Raw genomic sequence first — 20,310 nt, 5'->3', positions numbered from 1 at the left:
GACGTCGGGCGCGTAGGAGGTCGTCACGTCCTCGCCGACGAAGTCGAGCACCTGCGCGGCGCCGTTTCCGTCGGTGATCCCGTCGATTTCCTCGCGCACGTCGGCCTCGCTCGGGTTGACCACGTGGTCGGCGCCGTACCCCTCCGCGAGGTCCAAGGCGGACTCTTTCAGATCCACCGCGGTGATCCGGGCCGCGCTCATCGCGTCGAGGCACTGCAGCCCGATGTGGCCCAGCCCGCCGACGCCGATGACGACCGCGTGATCGCCGGGGTTCAACTCGGAGACGGCCTTCTTCGCGGCGTGGTACGCGGTGATGCCGGCGTCGGCGTGCGGGGCGATGTCGACGGGCTCGACGCCCGCCGGCAGCGGGATCACCGAGCGCTCGCTGGTGTGGAGGTACTCGGCGAAGCCGCCGTCGGTTGTGAGCCCGTTGAACGCGTCGTTCTCGCAGTACATCGTCTCCCCGAGCCGGCACGGGCGACAGGTGCCGCACGTCTGGACCGGGTGACAGATCACCGGGTCGCCCTCGGAGACGAGGTCGACGTCCTCCCCCGTCTCGACGACCGTTCCGGCGTTCTCGTGGCCGAGCGTCATGGGGAGCTCCTGGGGGACGTACTCCTCCCACATCCCCTCGATGATGTGGTTGTCCGTCTGGCACCATCCCGCACCCTCGACCGCGACGATCACGTCGCTCGCGCCCGTCGCGTGCGGCCGGTCGACCTCGTCGATCGTCAGCCCCCGCGTCATGTCGTCGGTGTACTCGTGGAGTCTGGCGGCTTGCATGTGCGATCACATGTCACGGGGGGCGAAAATAAACGTTCACCCCGGAGACGGGAAGGGACACGCGAACGGAGGCGGGAACGAGCGATCTCGCCCGAGCGGTCGCGAGCCGTCGGTCAGCGCCCGAATCCCGACCGAGGCCCCGACCCCTCGTCGCGACGGACGCCGGCGGACCGGGCGCCGCGCTCCGATCGCGGGGCGTGACCGCCTTCCCCGTCGACGTGGTTGCGCGCAGTCGCGTACGCCTCGCGGACGCGGCGGAACGACTCCTCGTCGCCGCCCTGATCGGGGTGCGTCTCCTTGACGCGCTCTCGGTAGGCGCGTTTCACCTCGGCGGCGTCGGCGTCGGTCGCCACGTCGAGTTCGGCGAAGGCGGCCGCCACGGGATCGCGGCCGCCCGGGGCGACGGCGCGGCCGACCCCGCGGGCGCCGGCTCCGCCGACCCGTCGGCCGCGTCTCCCGGCTCGCCCGCCGGCCGCCCGCTCGGGTTCCGTCACGTCGAAGGGGAGTCGGCGGCCGAGCCCGCGACCCGGCATCTCGTGTTCACAGAGGACGGTGTAGATCCCCTCGCCCTCCAAGTGGAAGTAGTCGTGCGCGTCGAACGTGATGGCGACCTCGCGCTCGGGGAGGTAGAAGGGGACCGCGACGCCGTCGAACGCGTGGTCCTCGCGGAACGGCTCGCCGATCGCCTGCAGGTACTCGCGGATCTCCCGGCGACGCCGCTCGTCGCCCGCCGTCCCTGAGTCGGCGCCGCCGGCACCGTCGCTCGGAACCGGACCGACGTAGCGGTCACCGATGTAGAAGGCGAGCGCGACGAGTCCGGAGGCGACGACGCCGAGCGCGAGGCCCAGCGCGACCCACGGCGGTAGGAGATTTATAAGCTCGACGACCACGCCCGCAGTTACGGCTCCGAGCGTATCAACCTCTCGGCGGGCGCAGCGGACGGGTCAAAAGAGGGCGGTGCGCCGAAGCGTCAGATCATCCCCTTCGCCTCGAGCCCGTCGATGATGTCGTCGACGAGCGCCTCGGGCGTGTCGTAGGGGAACTCCTGCTCGCTGCCGAGCTTCGCGGCCATCTCCATCGCGGTGAAGCTCACGTCGCCGGCCTCGAACTTCGTGGCCGGGCCGTCCGGGAGCGCCGGGACGAGGTCCATCTGGTTCTCGACCGGGAAGTCGGCGCCGCCGAAGGCCTCTAAGAACTGTTCGCGGAGTTCCGCTTTCACGTCTGTCATACACCCACGTCCCGGGAGCGGCCGCAAAAGCGTTGCGGAACAACGCTAAACTTATTTAGGGTTTAAAAGAGACTGGACCGGGACGACACGGAGGCGAATCGCGGATAAAACGAAGGCGAACCGCGGACAAAACGAAGGCGAATCGCGGGCGGAACGGGGACGGAAACCGGGCGCACGTTCCGGAACCTGCGGAACTTTGTCGACGCGGCCGCGAGGAACGGGTATGTCGTTCGAGTTCGATTACGACCTGCTCCGCGAGTTGACCGAGGCCCGAGGCGTGCCGGGGTACGAGGACGAAGTCCGCGAGATCGTCCGCCGCGAGTTCGCCGACCGCGCCGACCGCGTCCGCACCGACGCGATGGGCAACGTCGTCGCCACGATCGAGGGCGACTCGGACTACTCGGTCGCCGTCGCGGCTCACATGGACGAGATCGGCTTCATGGTCCGGCACGTCACCGACGAGGGGTTCGTCCAGGTCGACCCGCTCGGCGGGTTCGACGCCCGCGTGCTGCGCGCACAGCGCGTCACCGTCCACGGCGAGGAGGACCTCACCGGCGTGATCGGCTCCGTCCCGCCGCACACGCTCACGGAGGAGCAACAGGAGAAAGATGACGAGGTCTCCGACGTGTACATCGACGTCGGACGCGACGCCGACGCGGTCGAGGAGCTGGTCGGCGTCGGCGACCTCGTCACCCTCGACCAGACGACGACCCGTATGGGCGACCGGATCACGGGGAAGGCGCTCGACGACCGGATCTGTCTGTTCGCGACGCTCGAGGCTGCGGAGCGGATCGACGACCCCGACGTGACGGTCCACTTCGCGGCGACGGTCCAGGAGGAGGTCGGGATCCGCGGCGCGACGGCGCTCGGCGTCGACATCGACCCGGACCTCGCGATCGCCCTCGACGTGACCGTCGCGAACGACGTGCCCCAGATCGGCGAGCCGGCCGACGCCGTGACCGAGCTCGGCGAGGGGACCGCGATCAAGCTGAAGGACTCCTCGGTGATCACCAGCCCGAAGGTCCACAAGCGGCTCACCGCGGTCGCCGAGGAGGAGGGGATCGACCACCAGCACGAGGTGCTGCCCGCGGGCGGCACCGACACGGCCGGGTTCCAGAACACCGCGGGGGCGAAGCCCGTCGGTGCCATCTCGATCCCGACGCGGTACCTCCACACCGTCACCGAAACCGCCGACGGCGACGACGTGACCGCGACGATCGATCTGCTGACGGCGTTCTTAGAGTCAGAGACTGGCGAACACGACTACAGTTTATAAATAGACCGAGGGGTCAGACCGCGGGGTCGGGCCGCCGTCGACGCCTCACCGCTCGTCGACGGGGACGAACTCGGACCCCTCGGGGCCGGTGTACCGGGCCCGCGGGCGGATGAGGCGGTTGTCCTCCTGGTACTCGACGACGTGGGCGATCCAGCCGCCGGCGCGGCTCATCGCGAAGATGGGGGTGTACATGTCGACCGGGATCCCCAGCGAGTCGTAGACGGAGCCGGAGTAGAAGTCGACGTTCGGGGCGATCCCCTTCTCGATGAGCCCCTGTTCCGTGAGGTACTCCTCGATCGCGGTGGTGTAGTCGAGCCACTTCGTGTCGCCGGAGGACTCCGAAAGGTCGCTCAGCTTCTCTTCGAGGATCCTCGCGCGGGGGTCCTTCACCTTGTAGACGCGGTGGCCGAAGCCGGGGATGCGCCGGCCGTCGTCTCGGGCGTCTTTCACCCACTGCACGGGGTTCTTGTCCGAGGCGTCGACTTCCTGTAACACCTCCATCACGTCCTGGTTCGCGCCGCCGTGGAGCGAGCCGGAGAGCGCGCCGATACCGCCGGTGACGCCGGAGTACACGTCGGCCATCGTCGAGCCGATCACCATGGCGGTGAACGTCGAGGCGTTGAGCCCGTGGTCGGCGTGGAGCGTCAGGGCCATGTCGAACGTCTCCGCGCTCACGTCGTCGGGCTCGGTCCCGGTGAGCATGTAGAGGAAGTTCGCGGCGTGCGAGAGGTCCGGGTCGGGCGCGACCGGGGCCTCGCCCTGCCGCGCGCGTTCGAAGGCGGCGAGGACCGTCGGGATCTTCGCCGTGATACGGCGGCCCTGCCGGAGCGTCGCGTCGAGGTCCTCGGGGTCCGCGTCGTCCTCGGGCTCGTACGCCGACAGCATGGAGACCGCGGTGCGCAGGGCGGCCATGGGGCGCTCGCCCGCGTCGGCGAGCATCCGGACCGCTTCGAGCACGTCGTCGTCGACCGCGCGCTCGGCGGCCAGGTCCGCGGTGAAGGCGTCGAGCTCCGCTCGGGTCGGAAGCGAGCCGCGCCAGAGGAGGTACAGCACCTCCTCATAGCTCGCGCCGCGAGCGAGGTCCTCGATGTCGTAGCCACGGTACACGAGCCTTCCGGCCTCGCCGTCGACGTAGCTCAGATCCGACTCCGCGACGAGGACGCCTTCGAGCCCGCGCTTTAACTCGTCTGACATGCTGTGACGTTCCGACCACCACCAAAAAAGCGTTATCTTTCAGGAGGAATACGCACGACGATCGTCGAACCGACCAGCGTTGGACGACGGCGACGCAGTCGCGTGGTTTGCGGGACGCGCGGGGGCGGAGCGTCGGAATCGCGACCAAGACCGGCGCGGAAACCCGACGATCAGCGAGCCGACGCCAGCGATCGGCAGTTCGACGCGGCGGTCAGCGAGCCGGCACGACCGTCACCGTGCGCTTCCGGTCGATCGCGTCTTCCAGCTCCTCGGCGATGGCGGAGCCGCGGGAGACCTGCACCTCGCCGCCGCGACCGACGGTCGCGGTGAAGAGGTACTCGCCGTCCGCGCGCACCTCGACGGTCTCGCCGACGCCGGCGTCGACGTCGATGACGACGTGGCGGGAGGTGATCTCGGGGGTCACGACGGTGCCGCGCTCCTCGCCGACCTGCCCGCCTCGACCGTCGCTCCGTCCGTTCGCGCCGCGGCCGTCGCCGCCCCCGCGGCCGCCGGGCTTCTCGTCGTGGGTGCGGACGTCGATCTCGATCCCGAGGCGGTTTTCGATGTCGCTGATGCGGCCGCCGCCCTTGCCGATGACGGTGCCGATGTCGCCCTCGGAGACGTACACTATCGCCTGATCGTTCCCCTCGAGCTCGACGTCGACGTGGCCGTGCGCGACCGACTTGATCTCGCGTTCGATCTCCTGTTTCGCGATCCGACCGACGCCCGTCTCGCTCTCGGCCTCGCCGCCGTCCTCGTTCAGCGGGACCGTGACGACCTGCCGGTTGAACGTGTAGATCTCGTACTCCGGGCGACCGGTCTCGAAGTCCGACACCTGAATGACCGGGCGCGCGAGGTCCTCGGCGGTGAGCCCCGCGGGCACCTTCACCTCCGTGGTCACGTCGTAGACCGTGTGGACCTCGCCGGCCTCGATGTAGACGACCGTGTCGACGATCTGGGGGATCATCCCGAGCTCGACCCGGCCGACGAGCCGCTGGAGCGCGTCGATGGCGCGGGAGGCGTGGACGACGCCGACCATCCCGACGCCGGCCATCCGCATGTCCGAGAACACCTCGAAGTCGTTCGTCTTCCGGACCTCGTCGTAGATGGTGTAGTCGGGCCGGACCAAGAGAAGGGAGTCGGCCGTGTTCTCCATCTCGCCGCCGAGCGCGCCGTACTGCGTGATCTCCGGACCGACCTGCAGGTCGCGCGGCTTCTCCATCGTCTTCACGGCGTAGTCGTTGTCGTTGAGGAACTCCGCGACCGCCTGCGCGAACGTCGACTTCCCGGCGCCGGGCGACCCGGAGATGAGCACGCCGCGCTTCCGCTCCGCGAAGCGCTCGCGGAGTTCGTCGGCGAACTCGTAGTCGTCCAGCGTCGTCTTCGCGATGGGACGGACGGCCGTGACCTCGATCCCGTCAGCGAACGGCGGTCGCGCGACCGCGATCCGGTAGTTTCGGAACTGGACGATGTCCATGCCGTCGTCGGAGAGCTCGATGAACCCGTCGCTGGACTGCCGGGCCAGGTCGACGATGGCGGTCGCCCACTCGTCCATCTGCTCCTCGCTCGTCGGCTCCTCGTCGATAGTGACGTACCGCATCTCGCCGAGCGACCCGCGCTTCGCTTTCGGCTTCGTCCCCGTCTTGAGGTGGACCGACATCGTCTCGTCGGTGAAAAAGTCCTGTATCGGCAGCTCGTCGACGACGCCGCGGGCGACCGGCTCGACGTACTCGACGTCGATCCCCTTCGCGCGGGCGACCTCGGCCTGCACGATGTCACTAGAGAGGAGCGTCGCGTCGCGCTCGTCTGCGACCTCGCGGATCAGCGCGTCGACGTCGCCCTCGTGAGCGCGCGAGCGTGCGTCCCCGTCGGCGCGCTCGCCGACGTACTCCAGTTCGATCGTCCCCTCGTCGGCGTAGTCGGCGAGCCGCTTGAGCTCGCTCAACCCGTCCCAGCCCGATTCGAGCCCGTCGTTGGCCTGCGACTCCAGCTCGCCGACGACGGCCTCCGGGACGAGCACCGTCGCCGCCTCGTAGGTCCCGTCTTCGACGCGTTCGGACACGCGGCCGTCGACGACCGCACTGGTGTCCGGTACTACGTTCATACGAGGAGTCCGGGCGGGAACCGTATAAGGGTGTTCGACCCTGACGGCCCCCGAGTCGGCGGCGGATCGCCCCGGAGTCAGTCGCCGGCCGCCGCGACCGACTCCGGGTCGGTCCGCAGCCGCCGGGCGTACTCGGCGAAGTTGTCGAACAGTCCCTTCGCTTCGCAGGCGGCGTCGTAGGCTTCGGGTGAGATATCCGCCAACACCCCGTCGACGCGGGCGTCGCCGAGGCGCTCGCGCTTGCCCTCGGTGACCTCCCGCGCCGTCCGGAGGTCGTACTCCGGGTGGAACTGCACGCCCCAGCAGTGCCCGTCGCGGAACGCGTGGACGCCGTGGTCGTTCTCGGCGATCAGGGTCGCGCTCGGCGGGAGGTCGACGACCGCGTCGCCGTGGGTCGTGAAGACGGTGAACTCCTCGTCGATCCCCGCGAACAGCGCGTCGTCGCCGCGGTGGCGGACCTCGTTGTACCCGATCTCGAACCCGTCCATCCCGGCGACGCGCCCGCCGAGCGCCTCCGCGAGCACCTGATGGCCGTAACAGACGCCGAGCACCGGGAGCCCGGCGTCAGCGGCCTCGGCGACGTAGTCGATGAGCGGCGGAATCCACTCCTCGTCCCAGTAGACGGACGAGCGCGACCCGGTGACCACGACGCCGTCGAACTCGGTGTGGTCGGGGAGGTGACCGTCGCTGGCCGAGAACTCGACGAGGTCAGCGTCGAGCTCCCGGCGGAAGTTCCGCCGGGTGTTCGCGCCGTCGTGGGCGGCGTTCAGCAGAGCGAACCGGAGCCGTGTCATTGCAGGACTCGACGTGCGACGGGGCAAAAACGGTTGCGACGGCGCGAAGCGCTACCGGCGTCACTGAGCGGCGAGTTCGGTCGACTGGCGACCCGGCTCACTCCGAGAACGGGTCTGCGGCGTGCTCCGCGAGCCAGCCGGCGAGGGCGTCGTTCACCGCGGCCGACGCCTCCACCCCGACGAGGTGGCGCGCGCCAGCGACCGGACTGGCCTCCCCGCGGGGGAGCCCCTCGGCAAGCCCCTCTGCGGCCGTCGTCGGACAGACAGCGTCCTCGCTCCCGTGGACGACGAGCGTCGGCGTGGTGAGCTCGTACAGTCGGTCGGAGACGTCGAACCCCTCGACCGCGGCGCGGTGCGCCTCGAACGTCTCGCGGTCGGCGTCCTCTGCGAGCCGCCACTCGACGATCCGCGAGAGCACGTCCGGGTGAGTCTCTCGGAACGACTCCGAGAGCAGCCCGTTCAGCGACCCCTCGACCGCCGCCGGGGTCGACGGGTCGGCCCACACGCCGTCGGGGTTGTAGGCGTCGCCCGCCGGCGGCGTCCCGACGACCGAGAGGCTCGCCGGGCGCGACGAGGCGAGCGCGTACGCGAGCGCGACCATCCCGCCGAGGCCGTACCCGACGAGGTGGGCGTTCCGAATCCCCTCCGCGGCGCACACCGCGTCCACGTCGCTCGCGAGTTCCTCGACCGCGTACGGTCCGGGGGGCGCGTCCGACCGGCCGACGCCGCGCGTCTCGGGCGTGATCACCGTGTGCGGACCGGCGAGCGCGGCGTGCTGCCAGCCGAACTGCCACGCGCCCAACCCCACGTCGCCGCAGAACACGACCGCCTCGTCGGGGGCGCCGGCGGCGCGGNCCGCCTCGTCGGGGTCGCCGGCGTCGCGGGCGTCCACTTCGTACCGGATCTCGACGCCGGCGTTGTTCGCGTGTGGCATGGAAACGGGTGAGAGAGACCTCAGGCCTCCTGCAGGCTGCGGAGCACGTCCGGCGCCGCCTCCAAGGCGGCGTCGAGCGCGTCCGCGTCCGGGCCGCCGCCCTGCGCGAAGTCCGGCGGGCCGCCGCCGCCGCCGCCGACGCGGCCGGCGAGCTCCGAGACCACCTGCCCGGCGTTCACGTCGACGCCGTCGGGGACACCGACGACGAAGCTCGCCGAGCCGTCCGCCCCGCTGCCGACGACCGCGACCTTCCCGTCGTCGACGTGGGCGTTCGCGGTCGCGCGCAGCTCGTCGGCGTCGCCGTCGAGCCGCTGTATCACCGCGGTCACGCCGCCGACGTCGACCTCTTCGGCGTCGGCGCCGCCGGAGGCCCGCGCCGCCGCGAGCTCTTCTTTGAGCGCCTCGATCTCCTTGCCGCGCGCCTTCCACTCGTCGAAGAACCGCTCGGCCGTCTCTGGCACGTCGAGCGGGTCGACGTCGAGCGCCTCTGCGGCATCGTACAGCGCGTCCTCGGTGCGCTGGGTCGCCTCGACCGCCGCGCCACCCGCGGCGAACACGATCCGCTCGACGCCGTCCTGGACGGGCTCAGTCTTCAGCACTTTCACCGCGCCGATCTCGCCGGTCCGCTCGACGTGGGTCCCGGCGCAGGCCTGCACGTCGGCGTCGCCGACGTGGATCAGCCGGATGTTCGTTCCCGGCGGGACGCCGCCCTGGTAGAGGTCGAAGCCGTGCTCGGCCTCCGCCTCGTTGCGGTCGGGCCACTCCTGGCGGACCGGTACGTCGTCGCGGACGAGTTCGTTGGCGACGCGCTCGATCGCTTTGACCTGTTCCCGCGAGATCCGATCGAAGTGCCGCACGTCGAGCCGGGAGGAGTCGATCCCCTTCTGCGCGCCCGCCTGCCGGACGTGATCGCCGAGCACCTCGCGCGCGGCGTGGCCGATTAGGTGGGTCGCGGTGTGATGCGCGCGGAGCCGGTCGCGGCGGTCGCCGTCGACCTGTCCCGTGACGAACTCGCCCTTCCCAGGGTCGTCGTCGGTCCGGTGGAGCACGATCCCGTTCCGCTCTTGGACGTCAACCACGTCGACCGCGGTCTCGCCGGTCGTGAGCTGACCGCGATCGGCCGGCTGGCCGCCGCCCTCCGGGTAGAACATCGTCTGGTCCAGGACGACGTCGTACCCCTCCTCGCGGTCGAACACGTCGAGGACGACGGCCTCGAACTCGGTGCGTCCCTGGTCGTCGTAGAACAGCTTCTCCGTCTCGGGGAGGCTGTCGAACCGGTCGTCCCGCTCGTCGGCCGCCTCGTCGGCGTCCGCCTCCTCGTGGCGGTCGGCGACGAGCGCGTAGAAGTCGTCGGGCACGTCGACGGTCGCGCCGCGCTCGGCGGCGATGTCGGCGACCATGTCCGGCTGGATCCCGTGGGAGTCGTACAGCTCTAAGAGCGCCTCCGTCGGGATCGGCTCGCCCGTGCCGGCGTACTCGTCCGCGAGCGACTCCACCTTCCGGGAGCCGCGTTCGAGCGTCTTGCGGTACTTCCGCTCCTCGGTGCGGACGATCTCGCGGATCGTGTCGCGGTTCTCGTAGCCGAGCCGTTCGGCCTGCATGTCGACCAGTTCGTCGAGCGGAGCGTCGACGCTCACCTCGTCGACGAGCCGCTTCGTGCGTCGCAACACCATCCGCGCGAGGTAGCCCGTCCCGACGTTCGAGGGGACGATCCCGTCGCCGAACATGTACGCAAGCGTCCGCGAGTGGTCGGCGATCGCGTAGATCGATTCGAGCGGCTCGACCAGCTCGCGGAGCCGGTCGACGCCGACGCCGAGTCGGTCGGCGATCTCGCCGCGGGCGGCCTCTACGTCGTCGACGTCGTCGATGTCGAGCCGGCCGGAGAGCTTCGCGGCGCGGTGGACGAGCGCCTGCTCCTCCTCGTCGTGGTCGATCCCCGCGTTCTCCTTGAGGAAGTCGATCGCGTCGGGGTACACCGCCTCGTACACCGTCGCAGTCCCCTGACTCATCCACGTCCACCGCTCGAGCCCGTACCCGGTGTCGACGATGTACGTGTCCATGAACGAGTACGTGTTCCCGTCTTTCATCTCGTAGTCGCCGTCGGGGTCCCGCTCCATGCACATAAAGACGAGCGTCGCCAGCTCGGCCCCTTTATAAATGACCTCGATGGCGGGGCCGGCGTTGCCGCCGCCGACCCACGGGTCCTCGATGTACGTGATCTCCTCGAGATCCGCGCCGAGGCTCTCGAACAGCTCGTCGCAGTACGCGACCGTCTCGTCTTTCCAGTACACCTCGCCGTGGTAGGCGTACTCGTCCTCATCGACCTCCTCGCGCGTGTTGAACGCGTGGTGGGCCATCATCTCGAAGGCCATCGTGTGCCGGCCCGTCTTGCCGACGTTGTCGATGTCCTGCATCCGGATACAGGGCTGTGAGATGGTCAGCGGGTTCGCCGGCGGCGGGGTCTGTCCCGACGTGACGAGCGGCTGGAAGTCGTAGATAGACGCCTGTGTTAAGAGGACGTCGTCGCGCCAGCGGTTCGCCGCGACCGGGTACGGGTCGATCCGTTCGTGGTCATGCTCCTCGAAAAAGGAGAGGAACGCCTCCCGCATCTCGGACAGCGAGTGGGCTTCCGGGAAGCCGGGGTCGTCGATGAAACTGTAGTCCTCGCAGGGCGGCTCGCCGCACAGTTCGCGGTCGGCGTCGCGGGTCCAGAAGTGCGCGCCACAGGAGGTGCACTCCTTCCGCTCGAACCCCTCCTCTTCGAAGTAGTCGAGGCGGTACTCCGCTTCGAGATCGCTCATTACTGGAACGTGGCCCGTGTTCCTCCAAAAGGGTTCCGGGGTGCCTCGCGGCCCGGTTCGCGCGCGTTCCACCCCCTCCCGACGCGACCCGCCGCCGCGATCGCGCGACCGCCGTCTTTCGGACGAACTGCGCCCGAACGGCGGAGAAACTGAGGACGGAAGAAAAATTTATCCGCACTCCACTCGTGTCAACGGTATCGTGAACACCGAGCCGAGCGGTCGGCACTCCGTTCTCGTCTTCGGCGGAGAGACGGCCGCGGCGGCTGACGTGGCTTCCGCGTCGGAAACTGCCGCCGCTCCCGCACCCGTCGACGAGAGCGCTCTCGCGTCCGCCGACGGGGACATCCCCGCGTCCGTCGACGACGAAGCCCTCGCGACAGCGGACGTGGCCGTCGTCCTCGACGCGGAGGGGCTCAACGCGGTCCGCCGTCTCGATCGGTCGTGGCGGGTGATCGCGTTCGTCGACGACCCCGGCGCGGAGCCGGCGACCGACCCGCTCATCGACGCGCTCGCGACCACGCAGGCGGACCTGGACGCGACGGTCCGCTGGCTCGCGGCCAGAGACGAGTCGGCACCCGACCAAAGCGACGAGGCGGTGCGGGCCGAGCGGGACCACCTGCTCGCGCTGTTCTCGAACGTCCCCGACCCGGCGATCGCCTACGACTACGTCGACGGCGAACCGATCGTCCACCGAGTCAACGACGCGTTCGAGGAGATGTTCGGCTACGACGCCGATCGCGTGGTCGGCGAGTCGGTCGACGACTTCATCGTTCCTCCCACCGACGAGGCCGAAGCAGAGGCCACGGAACTCAACGAGCGCCTCCAGTGCGGCGAGAACGTCAGACGAGAAGTCACCCGCGAGACCGCCGACGGCCACAAACACTTCATCCTCCACGTCGTGCCGATCCGGCTCGACGCCGAGAACGTCTCCGGGTACGCCATCTACACCGACGTGACCGAGCGCCGCGAGCGCGAGGCGGCGCTCGAACGGCAGAACGAGCGCCTCGACGAGTTCGCGAGCATCGTCTCGCACGACCTCCGGAACCCGCTCTCCGTCGCGGAGGGGTACGTCGCCCTCGCGAACGAGACCGGCGAGATGGCGCATCTGGAGAAGGCCGCCGAGGCCCTGGACCGCATGGACGAGCTCGTCGGCGACCTGCTTTCGCTGGCCCGACAGGGGGAGTCGGTCGGCGAGACCGAGCCCGTCTCGATCGAGGCGCTCGCGAGAGACGCGTGGGAGAGCGTCGACACCGACGACGCCGAACTCGTCGTCGACGACGACGTGACCGTCGACGCGAGCGCGACGCGGACGCGAGAGCTGCTGGAGAACGTGTTCCGAAACAGCGTGGAACACGGCCGGCAGTCGCCGGAGGCCGACGAGGCCGGCCCGCTAACTGTGCGCGTCGGGAACGCGGCGTTCCGCGGCGACGACGGGGTCGCGAAAAACGGCTTTTTCATCGAAGACGACGGCCGCGGGCTCCCCGAGGGCAAACGAGACCGCGTGTTCGAGAGCGGGTTCACGACGCAGGAGAACGGGACGGGACTCGGGCTCGCCATCACGAAGCGGATCGCCGACGCGCACGGCTGGGAGGTCCGCGCGCTCGCCGGCGACTCCGGCGGCGCGCGGTTCGAGTTCAAGACCTCGTGACGGTCCGAAACGACCTTACGCCGCGCGCTCGCCTCTCCGGTATATGGTCGAGAACGTCGTCTATCCCGCGTACTTCGACGCCGACCGATCGCGGTCGGAGGGACGCCGCGTCCCGATGGACCTCGCGATCGAGGAGCCGACCGTCGACGAGATCGCGAAGGCGGTCCAACAGGTCGGCTACGACGCGGTGATCGAACGGGAGAAAACCTACTCCCGCGAGTTCGAGCCGCGGGGTGCGGTGGTCGTGCAAGGAACCGAAGACACCGCGAAAAACGACCTTGTACAGGCGATCGCCGCCTACCTCGGGGTCATCAAGGAGTGACGATGCGCCGCGTCGGCACCGTCGTCCGTACCGCCGGCGGACTCGCGATCGCCCGCGGAGCGGCCGGCGAGGAGCCGCCGCGGATCGGATCGGCGGTGGTCGACGAGTCGCTCGCGACGGTCGGTCGCGTGGTCGACGTGTTCGGTCCCGTCGATCGACCCTACGTGGCGGTCACGCCGAGCGACGACGACCTCGCGGCGCTCGTCGGCGGGAAGCTGTACGCGCGCTAGCGTGGAGCGGGCGAGAGCGGGACGCGCGCCGATCACCGTCGCTACTTGAGAGCCGCCGACTCGCCGGCGTCGACCGAGCCACCGGCCGCTTCCTCCCCATCACCGCCCACCACGTCAAAGTCGTCGATCGTCTTCGTCGAGCGGGCGAGGCGCTCGGCGACGACCAGCTTCTCCATCCGGTCGAGCCGCCCCCAGTCGAGCTCCGTCGGCGGCGACTCCTCGAAAGACTGGAACTGCCGGTACACCGCCCCGTTGACGAACCGCTCGAACGACTCGCAGTTCGGACACGTCACCGACAGGTGCGACGTGTCGAACTCGCGGCTCACGGTGTGTTCGAGGCAGTTCAGACAGCGGTACGTTCGGCTTCTACTCATGTGAGAACATACGGGTCCGAACGCGCTAATACCTGCGGGTACCGGTTCGGAGAACGCCAAACCGAAAGCGCCGCGAGGGCGCGTCGGACCGCTAGAACAGCGCCGACGCCGCGGCCTCGGCGGTCTCGATGACCGGCCCGAAGCCGGGCAAGAGCAGCACCGTCGCGACCGCCGCGAAGACGACTGCGGCGTACAGCCCCGTCGGCCGGACGTCGATCGCGTCCAGCGAGCTCGACGACGCCGGATCGTCGATGAACAGCGCCTTCACGACCCGACTGTAGTAGTACAGCGAGATGACGCTGTTGACGGCGCCGAATGCCGCCAGCCACAGGAAGCCGTTGTCGATGGCGCCCATGAACAGGAAGTACTTCGAGAAGAACCCGGCGAAGGGCGGCAGCCCGGCGAGAGAGAACATGAACACGGCCATCGCCGTCGAGGCGACGGGCGCGCGCTTCGCGAGCCCGGCGTAGTCCTCGAAGGTCCGGCCGACGCCCCACCGCTCCGCCATCGCGACGAAGAGGAACGCGCCGGTGTTCATGAACCCGTAGACGAGCAAGTGCGCCATCGCGGCGCCCATCACGGCGCCGTTGGCGCTCCCGCCCTGCGACAGGGCCGCGACGCCGATGAGCACGTAGCCCGCGTGCCCGATAGAGGAGTACGCGAGCATGCGCTTGACCTCTTCCTGAACGGCCGCCGCGAAGTTACCGAGCGTCATCGTCACGGCCGCCAGCACGCCGAACGCCAGCACCCAGTCGATGCCGGCGGTGAGCGACGCGCCCACCGGGAACGCCTCGGTGAACAGGCGGAACGCGACGACGAAGCCGGCGGCCTTCGAGGCGGACGAGAGGAACGCGCTCACCGGTGCGGGCGCGCCCTCGTACGCCTCCGGCGCCCAGAAGTGGAACGGGACGGAGGCGGTCTTGAACGCGACGCCGCCGACGATCATCACGATCCCGAGACCGGCGATGCCGGCGAGGCCGTCGAGCGAGCCGATCCCCTCGGCGACGTCACTGAGCAGCAGCGACCCGGTGGCCGCGTACACCAGCGAGATGCCGAACAGGAAGATCGCGGAGGAGAGCGCGCCGACGAGGAAGTACTTCATCCCCGCCTCGACGCTCCCGCGGTTCTTCTTGAGGTACGCGACGAGCACGTACGACGGCAGCGACACCATCTCCAGGGCGACGAACACGACCGCGAGCGAGTTCGCGGCCGCGAGCAGCGCCATCCCGGTCGCCGCGAACACGACGAGCGAGTAGAACGCCGCTGGGCTCGCGTGGTCGTGGAAGTAGTCGTGGGCCGCGACGACGACCAGCGCCGTCACGGACGCGAAGATGGCGGTGAAGAACAGCGCCATCGTGTCCACCTTGATCGCCTCGGCGAACAGGGTTATTGCGCCGCCGGTGTCGGCGCTCCCGGTGCCGGAGACGACCAGCCAGACGCTCGCCGCGAGCGCGGCGAGCGACCCGAGCGCGGCGCCGACAGCCATCGAGGTGTTCGAGCGCGCGTCGGGACTGATCGTGTCGACGAGCAGCAGCGCGAGCCCGGTGAACGCGAGCAGGAAGACGGGTAGCAGCGCCGCCACCTGAGGCAGCGTGTTAACCATCGACGGTCACCCCCTCGACCACGGGAACGGCGGCGTCACGGATCATCTCGAAGAAGATGTCGGGCGCCACGCCGAGCACGATGATCGCCACCAGAAGCACCGCGAGCGGGGCGACGTCGTGGAACGGCGCGGGACCGACGTCGTAGTCGGTTTCGAGCTCGAAGGGCCCGAACAGCGTGCTCTGCATCGCCGACAGCAGGTAGCCGGCGACGATAACGATGCCGAACATCGCGAGCGCCGTGAAGATCGGCGCGTACGGCAGCGCCGGGGCGGAGAACGACCCCACGAAGATGAAGAACTCACCGGCGAAGCCGGCCATCAGCGGGAGCCCCATGTACCCGAACGCGCCGGCCACGAGGATGCCCACCGCGACGGGCATCCGGTCGGCCATCCCGGACATGTCTCCGACCATCCGCGTGTGCGTCGCGTTGTAGATGACGCCGACGGCCATGAACATCAGCCCCGAGATGAGGCCGTGCGCGACCATCTGGAACGTCGCGCCGCCGACCCCGTACTCGGTGAACACGATCAGCCCGAGGATGACGTACCCCATCGACGAGACGGAGGAGTAGGCGACGATCCGCTTGAGGTCCTTCTGAGCCAGCGCCAGCATCGCGCCGTAGATGACGCTGATGACGGCGATGGCGGCGATCGGGACCGCGAGTGCGGACGCCTGTTCGGGAAGCATCGTGAAGTTGAACCGGAGCAGCGCGTACGTCCCCATCTTCAGGAGCACGCCCGCCAGCAGCACCGACACCGGCGTCGGCGCCTCGACGTGGGCGTCGGGGAGCCACGTGTGGAACGGAACTATCGGGACCTTCACCGCGAACCCGAGGAACATCGCGAGGAACGCGGCCAAGGCCAGCGTCTCCGGCGCGAGTCCGGCGAACCTACCGAGGCCGCCGTCGGCGATCGCCTGCGTGATCTCCGGCAGCGCGAACGACTCGACGGAGCCGCCGAGCGCGAACGTCAGCGACATGAAGCCGATGAACATCAGCAGCGACGCCGCGTTCGTGTACACGAAGAACTTGATCGCGGCGTACTTCCGGCGCGGACCGCCCCAGACGCCGATGAGGAAGTACATCGGCACCAGGACGGCCTCCCAGAAGACGAACCAGAGGAAGAAGTCCAGCGCGGTGAATACGCCGAGCAGGTTCGCCTCCATGAACAGCATGAGGCCGTAGAACTGGCTCTGACGCGAGTCGATCGGCGTCCACGCGCTCACGATGGCGAGCGGAACGAGGAACGTCGTGAGCACGACGAGCGGGAGGCTGATCCCGTCGACGCCGACGAACCACGACACGGTCCGCCCGCCGACCTCGAGCCACTCGATCTGCGTCGCGTACGCGATGTCACCACCCGTGAGGGCGTTGCCGGCGCCGTCGAAGCCGGACCAGAGGGACAGCGATCCGGCGAACGGGAGCAGGCTGAGCGCGAACGCCAGCCGACCCGCCCACTCGTCGGGGGCGAGCAGCACGAGCAGCGCGGCCACGAACGTGAACCCGATGAGGGCTTCGATGATCACAGGAACCACCCCCCGCTCACGCCGAGCGCGAGCAGCAGCGCGATGAGCCCCAGCGTGAGCAGCGTGGCGTACTGCGAGACCACGCCGCTCTGGATCCGGCGGATCCGACCCCCGCCGAAGAGGCTCACCGACGACACGCCGTTGACGACGCCGTCGATGATCCCCTGGTCGAAGGTGTTAGCTCCGCCGGCGACGTTCTCGGTGCGATACGCGAGCCAGACCTGCAGTTCGTCCAAGTAGTAGTTGTTGTACAGCACGTCTTTGATCCCGCCGAGCTTCGCCGTGTGTTCCGTCGGCGACGGAACGTTGTAGAGCCGCCACGCGACGGCGAGGCCGCCGAGCGCTAAGCCGAGCGAGACGACCGCTCCGACGAGGACCGTGCCGGCCTCGCCGCCGACGAGATACCCGCTACTGTACGGACCGATGTCCGCGTAGTGGTGCGAGGAGAGCCCCTCGATGCCGCCCCACTCGTTGTCGAGCCAGCGGTGGAGCAGGTCGATCCCCTCCAGGCCGAGGACCTTCTGGACCGGCACCATGTTGATGAAGCCGGTGACGACCGCGAGCGAGCCGAGAACCGTTAGCGGCCCCTTCACGTTCCAGCGAACGGGTTCGGGGTCGCGTGCGGTCTCACTCCGGGGCTCGCCGTGGAACGTCAGGAACACCATCCGGAAGGTGTAGAAGGCGGTGACGGGCACCGCGAGCAGCCCCATCAGGTAGCCGCCGAGCAGGAGCGGGTCGTTGAGTCCGTGGACCAGCGCCTCGTAGAGGATCTCGTCTTTCGACCAGAAGCCGGCGAACGGGAAGATGCCCGCGAGCGCCAGCGACCCGGCCAGGAAGGTGTAGTACGTCACGGGCATCTTCGACCGCAGCCCGCCCATGTCCCACATGTCCTCGTTGTGGTGCATCGCGATGATCACCGCGCCGGCGCCGAGGAACAGCAGCGCCTTGAAGAAGGCGTGGGTCGTCAGGTGGAAGACCGCTGCCACGTACCCGCCCGCGCCGAGCGCGAGCATCATGTAGCCGTACTGCGAGATGGTGGAGTACGCGAGCACCTGCTTCAGCTCGTCTTTCACGAGTCCCATCGTCGCCGCGAACAGCGCGGTGAAGCCGCCGATGAAGGCGATGACCGCGAGCGCGGTCGGTGACAGCGCGTAGAACCCGTACATGCGCGCGACGAGGTAGACGCCGGCCGCCACCATCGTCGCGGCGTGGATGAGCGCGGAGACGGGCGTCGGGCCCTCCATCGCGTCGGGGAGCCACGTGTGCAGCGGGAACTGCGCGGACTTCCCGACGACGCCGCCCAACACGAGCAGGCCGACGACCGTCAGCCACGTCTGCAGTTCGACTCCGCCGGGCGTCCACGCGACCGAGCCGGAGCCGTTGAGCGCCGCGTCAGCGAGCGCGGGGAACGAGCCCTCGCCGGCGAACTGCGCGGTGCCGAACGTCGCGAGCACCGCGACGACGCCGATCAGGAAGAAGTAGTCCCCGAACCGCGTGACGAGGAACGCCTTCTTCGCCGCGGACGGCGGGCCGGGCTCCCGGAAGTGGAAGCCGATGAGCAGGTAGGAGCAGAGCCCGACCAGCTCGAAGAACATGAACGCCATCAGGAGGTTGTCGGCCACGACGAACCCGAGCATCGACGCCGTGAACAGGCCGAGACCGGCGTAGTACCGGGGCAGCCCCGTCTCGCCCTCGTCGTTCATGTAGCCGAGCGAGAACACGTGGACGAGGAGCGCCACGAGCGTCACGATGACGAGCATGAGCGCCGACAGCGGGTCGATCAGGATCCCGAAGGACAGCTCGACGTCCGTCGGGCCGATGCCGCCCGCGTCCGCCCACGTGTAGAGCGTGCGGTTCGCCGCCTCCCCGCCCGCGACCGTCGCGAGCACCCACAGCGAGAGCAGGAACGACCCCGCCGTCGCCGCGATGCCGCCGAAGGCGCCGCCCTTCGGGAGGTACTTCCCGACACCGAGGGCGATCAGGAACGAGAAGAACGGGAGGAGAACGATCGCCGGAACGTATGAGAACACGTCTATCATGTTACCACCTCATCTCCGTTGGAACGGTCACGTCGGTGACACCGAAGTTGCGGTACAACACGAGGATGATGCCGATCCCGATCGCGACCTCCGCGGCCGCGAGCGCGATGACGAACAGGGCGAACACCTGTCCGGTGAGGTCACCGTAGTACAGCGCGAACGCGACGAAGTTGATGTTCGCGGCGTTCATCATGAGTTCGACGCTCATGAGGAAGTACAGCGCGTCGCGCCGCGTGAGCACGCCGAACAGGCCGATACAGAACACGGCGGTGGCGAGCAGCAGGTACCACTCGGGCGGGATCGAGGACGCGACGGCCGTCACCGCCGCTCACCTCCGTCACGCCCGCCGTCGGTGAACGCCGTGCCCACCGCGGAGACGATGGAGCCGTCCTCCTCGCGCTTCGCGAGGTAGACCGCGCCGTCGACCGCGACGTCGAGCGCGACGGCGGCGATCAGGAACGCGGCGAGGAATCCCTCGGACGGCACCGATCCGAGTTCGTACTCGCCAAGGTTGAACAGTGCGTACCCGATGTTGTGGACGATCGACGCGTCCGCCGGGAACGCCGCCGCCTCGGCGGGGAAGTCCGCCGACAGCACCGTCAGAGCCATTATCGCGAACAGGAGTCCGACCGCGACTGCGGGCACGAGACGCCCGCGGCTCCGGGAGCCGTCGTTACTCATGCGCTATTCACCTCCGTTTCCGTGTCCGATCGCGTGAGCATCACGGCGAACGTGACGAGAATCAGCACCCCGCCCACGTAGACGAGGATCTGCATGGCGGCGATAAACTCCGCCTGCAGCATCACGTAGTGCACCGCGACGCTCGTCAGGGCACCGCCCAGAAGCAACGCGGCGTGGAACACGTCGCGCGCCAAGACAACCCCGAGGCCGAACGCCAACGTGACCGCGGCGAACAGCCCGAACGCGATGGTAGCATAAACCATTGTGTTTGTCTCCTATGAGAGTCCCTTTGAAGATTTCGAGACGCGCCCGCTACTGGTAGTCGACCTCGCCGTCTCCCTCCCCGATCCACGCGCCGCGATCGGGGTTCCGGGACTCCAGCGGGTCGATTCCCTTGTACCACGGGACGTTCTTGAGCTGTTCTTTGTTGAACACGAAGTCGTCCTTCGTGTCCGCGGTGAACTCGAAGTTCTGCGTCAGCAGGATTGCGTCAACGGGACAGACCTCCTCACAGAGCCGGCAGTAGATGCACTGCCCGATGTGGAGGTTGTACTGCTCCCCGTTGCGCTGGTCGTCCTGAACGATCTGAATCGTGTCGTTGGGGCAGACGTTCTCGCACTGGCGGCACCAGATGCACCGCTCCTGGCTGAACTTGTGGACGCCGCGGAAGCGCGGGCTTACCTCGGGCGCTTCGTCCGGGTATTCCACCGTGAACGTCGTCCCGTCCAGCGCGTGTTTCATCGTCGTCGCCATGGATTTCATGAGTCCAATCAT

20 protein-coding genes are annotated in these 20,310 nt (G+C 68.9%); 4 read left to right on the top strand and 16 right to left on the bottom strand.

The genetic code is table 11. The features are described 5' to 3' along the window. The 3 genes from C468_RS12650 to C468_RS12640 form a co-directional block, all read right to left on the bottom strand. Positions 1 to 783: NAD(P)-dependent alcohol dehydrogenase (locus C468_RS12650; RefSeq protein WP_008849290.1), on the bottom strand; the 783-nt coding region annotated here is incomplete at its 3' end. Between the two features lie 113 nt (positions 784 to 896). Then, positions 897 to 1,673 carry a J domain-containing protein gene (locus C468_RS12645; protein ID WP_008849289.1) on the bottom strand — a complete coding sequence of 259 codons (777 nt, stop codon included), beginning with the start codon at positions 1,671 to 1,673 and terminating at the stop codon, positions 897 to 899. 80 nt (positions 1,674 to 1,753) lie between these two features. Beyond that, positions 1,754 to 2,011, bottom strand: coding sequence for an MTH865 family protein (locus C468_RS12640; RefSeq protein WP_008849288.1), 258 nt, complete (start codon positions 2,009 to 2,011; stop codon positions 1,754 to 1,756). A gap of 223 nt (positions 2,012 to 2,234) precedes the next feature. Here C468_RS12640 and C468_RS12635 point away from each other — a divergent pair, with 223 nt between their 5' ends. Further along, positions 2,235 to 3,287: a M42 family metallopeptidase gene (locus tag C468_RS12635; protein WP_008849287.1), complete on the top strand. Its 1,053-nt coding sequence runs from the start codon at positions 2,235 to 2,237 to the stop codon at positions 3,285 to 3,287. A gap of 45 nt (positions 3,288 to 3,332) precedes the next feature. Here C468_RS12635 and citZ read toward each other — a convergent pair whose 3' ends face one another. The 5 genes from citZ to alaS form a co-directional block, all read right to left on the bottom strand. Beyond that, positions 3,333 to 4,481 (bottom strand): citrate synthase, encoded by a 1,149-nt coding sequence (gene citZ, locus C468_RS12630; RefSeq protein WP_008849286.1) that lies wholly within the window; start codon positions 4,479 to 4,481, stop codon positions 3,333 to 3,335. 211 nt (positions 4,482 to 4,692) lie between these two features. After that, positions 4,693 to 6,585 (bottom strand): PINc/VapC family ATPase, encoded by a 1,893-nt coding sequence (locus C468_RS12625; protein ID WP_008849285.1) that lies wholly within the window; start codon positions 6,583 to 6,585, stop codon positions 4,693 to 4,695. Between the two features lie 77 nt (positions 6,586 to 6,662). Continuing rightward, complete coding sequence (locus C468_RS12620; protein WP_008849284.1) at positions 6,663 to 7,379, bottom strand: type 1 glutamine amidotransferase; 717 nt, start codon at positions 7,377 to 7,379, stop codon at positions 6,663 to 6,665. Positions 7,380 to 7,476: 97 nt separating this feature from the next. Further along, positions 7,477 to 8,313: an alpha/beta fold hydrolase gene (locus C468_RS12615; RefSeq protein ID WP_008849283.1), complete on the bottom strand. Its 837-nt coding sequence runs from the start codon at positions 8,311 to 8,313 to the stop codon at positions 7,477 to 7,479. A gap of 20 nt (positions 8,314 to 8,333) precedes the next feature. Next, entirely contained in the window at positions 8,334 to 11,114 is a 2,781-nt protein-coding gene (alaS, locus tag C468_RS12610) for an alanine--tRNA ligase (RefSeq protein WP_008849282.1), read from the bottom strand. A 199-nt stretch (positions 11,115 to 11,313) separates the two neighbouring features. Between alaS and C468_RS12605 the strand changes: the two genes are divergently transcribed. Genes C468_RS12605 through C468_RS12595 form a run of 3 tightly spaced genes read left to right on the top strand, consistent with a single transcriptional unit; the run spans position 11,314 to position 13,314 of the window. Next, positions 11,314 to 12,762 (top strand): ATP-binding protein, encoded by a 1,449-nt coding sequence (locus C468_RS12605; protein ID WP_008849281.1) that lies wholly within the window; start codon positions 11,314 to 11,316, stop codon positions 12,760 to 12,762. A gap of 43 nt (positions 12,763 to 12,805) precedes the next feature. Next, positions 12,806 to 13,084, top strand: a complete 279-nt coding sequence (gene srp19 / locus C468_RS12600; protein ID WP_008849280.1) for a signal recognition particle subunit SRP19 — start codon at positions 12,806 to 12,808, stop codon at positions 13,082 to 13,084. A 2-nt stretch (positions 13,085 to 13,086) separates the two neighbouring features. Next, positions 13,087 to 13,314 (top strand): Gar1/Naf1 family protein, encoded by a 228-nt coding sequence (locus C468_RS12595; RefSeq protein WP_008849279.1) that lies wholly within the window; start codon positions 13,087 to 13,089, stop codon positions 13,312 to 13,314. A 41-nt stretch (positions 13,315 to 13,355) separates the two neighbouring features. Here the strand turns inward: C468_RS12595 and C468_RS12590 are convergent, their stop codons facing one another. The 8 genes from C468_RS12590 to C468_RS12555 all read right to left on the bottom strand — a co-directional run bounded on the left by C468_RS12590 (position 13,356) and on the right by C468_RS12555 (position 20,310). Next, complete coding sequence (locus tag C468_RS12590; RefSeq protein WP_008849278.1) at positions 13,356 to 13,688, bottom strand: hypothetical protein; 333 nt, start codon at positions 13,686 to 13,688, stop codon at positions 13,356 to 13,358. 91 nt (positions 13,689 to 13,779) lie between these two features. Then, positions 13,780 to 15,291, bottom strand: a complete 1,512-nt coding sequence (locus C468_RS12585; RefSeq protein WP_049912215.1) for an NADH-quinone oxidoreductase subunit N — start codon at positions 15,289 to 15,291, stop codon at positions 13,780 to 13,782. Continuing rightward, on the bottom strand, positions 15,284 to 16,816 hold the full coding sequence (locus C468_RS12580; protein WP_008849276.1) for a complex I subunit 4 family protein: 1,533 nt from the start codon (positions 16,814 to 16,816) through the stop codon (positions 15,284 to 15,286). The genes C468_RS12585 and C468_RS12580 overlap by 8 nt, the downstream gene beginning before the upstream one ends. Next, positions 16,813 to 18,855, bottom strand: a complete 2,043-nt coding sequence (gene nuoL / locus C468_RS12575) for an NADH-quinone oxidoreductase subunit L (RefSeq protein ID WP_008849275.1) — start codon at positions 18,853 to 18,855, stop codon at positions 16,813 to 16,815. The genes C468_RS12580 and nuoL overlap by 4 nt, the downstream gene beginning before the upstream one ends. Position 18,856: 1 nt before the next feature. Beyond that, positions 18,857 to 19,177 (bottom strand): NADH-quinone oxidoreductase subunit NuoK, encoded by a 321-nt coding sequence (gene nuoK, locus C468_RS12570; protein WP_004049827.1) that lies wholly within the window; start codon positions 19,175 to 19,177, stop codon positions 18,857 to 18,859. Beyond that, positions 19,174 to 19,536 carry a hypothetical protein gene (locus C468_RS12565; protein WP_008849274.1) on the bottom strand — a complete coding sequence of 121 codons (363 nt, stop codon included), beginning with the start codon at positions 19,534 to 19,536 and terminating at the stop codon, positions 19,174 to 19,176. The genes nuoK and C468_RS12565 overlap by 4 nt, the downstream gene beginning before the upstream one ends. Next, positions 19,533 to 19,799 (bottom strand): NADH-quinone oxidoreductase subunit J, encoded by a 267-nt coding sequence (locus C468_RS12560; protein WP_004049822.1) that lies wholly within the window; start codon positions 19,797 to 19,799, stop codon positions 19,533 to 19,535. Before C468_RS12560 ends, C468_RS12565 begins: the two co-directional genes overlap by 4 nt. A gap of 49 nt (positions 19,800 to 19,848) precedes the next feature. Continuing rightward, the gene (locus C468_RS12555; protein WP_008849273.1) at positions 19,849 to 20,310 is read right to left on the bottom strand and encodes a NuoI/complex I 23 kDa subunit family protein; all 462 of its coding nucleotides are present in this window, start codon (positions 20,308 to 20,310) and stop codon (positions 19,849 to 19,851) included.

This window comes from Halorubrum kocurii JCM 14978 (assembly GCF_000337355.1).
GTDB classification, from domain to species: domain Archaea; phylum Halobacteriota; class Halobacteria; order Halobacteriales; family Haloferacaceae; genus Halorubrum; species Halorubrum kocurii.
Note: the sequence above shows the minus strand (reverse complement) of the source record. Positions and strands in the feature narration are given on the sequence as shown.

Excerpts from the sequence above, each read along its gene's own strand:
- C468_RS12640 (WP_008849288.1), bottom strand. The coding sequence starts at position 2,011 with ATGACAGACGTGAAAGCGGAACTCCGCGAACAGTTCTTAGAGGCCTTC.
- C468_RS12635 (WP_008849287.1), top strand. The coding sequence starts at position 2,235 with ATGTCGTTCGAGTTCGATTACGACCTGCTCCGCGAGTTGACCGAGGCC.
- citZ (WP_008849286.1), bottom strand. The coding sequence starts at position 4,481 with ATGTCAGACGAGTTAAAGCGCGGGCTCGAAGGCGTCCTCGTCGCGGAG.
- C468_RS12625 (WP_008849285.1), bottom strand. The coding sequence starts at position 6,585 with ATGAACGTAGTACCGGACACCAGTGCGGTCGTCGACGGCCGCGTGTCC.
- C468_RS12620 (WP_008849284.1), bottom strand. The coding sequence starts at position 7,379 with ATGACACGGCTCCGGTTCGCTCTGCTGAACGCCGCCCACGACGGCGCG.
- alaS (WP_008849282.1), bottom strand. The coding sequence starts at position 11,114 with ATGAGCGATCTCGAAGCGGAGTACCGCCTCGACTACTTCGAAGAGGAG.
- srp19 (WP_008849280.1), top strand. The coding sequence starts at position 12,806 with ATGGTCGAGAACGTCGTCTATCCCGCGTACTTCGACGCCGACCGATCG.
- C468_RS12595 (WP_008849279.1), top strand. The coding sequence starts at position 13,087 with ATGCGCCGCGTCGGCACCGTCGTCCGTACCGCCGGCGGACTCGCGATC.
- C468_RS12590 (WP_008849278.1), bottom strand. The coding sequence starts at position 13,688 with ATGAGTAGAAGCCGAACGTACCGCTGTCTGAACTGCCTCGAACACACC.
- C468_RS12585 (WP_049912215.1), bottom strand. The coding sequence starts at position 15,291 with ATGGTTAACACGCTGCCTCAGGTGGCGGCGCTGCTACCCGTCTTCCTG.
- nuoL (WP_008849275.1), bottom strand. The coding sequence starts at position 18,855 with ATGATAGACGTGTTCTCATACGTTCCGGCGATCGTTCTCCTCCCGTTC.
- C468_RS12565 (WP_008849274.1), bottom strand. The coding sequence starts at position 19,536 with ATGAGTAACGACGGCTCCCGGAGCCGCGGGCGTCTCGTGCCCGCAGTC.
- C468_RS12560 (WP_004049822.1), bottom strand. The coding sequence starts at position 19,799 with ATGGTTTATGCTACCATCGCGTTCGGGCTGTTCGCCGCGGTCACGTTG.
- C468_RS12555 (WP_008849273.1), bottom strand. The coding sequence starts at position 20,310 with ATGATTGGACTCATGAAATCCATGGCGACGACGATGAAACACGCGCTG.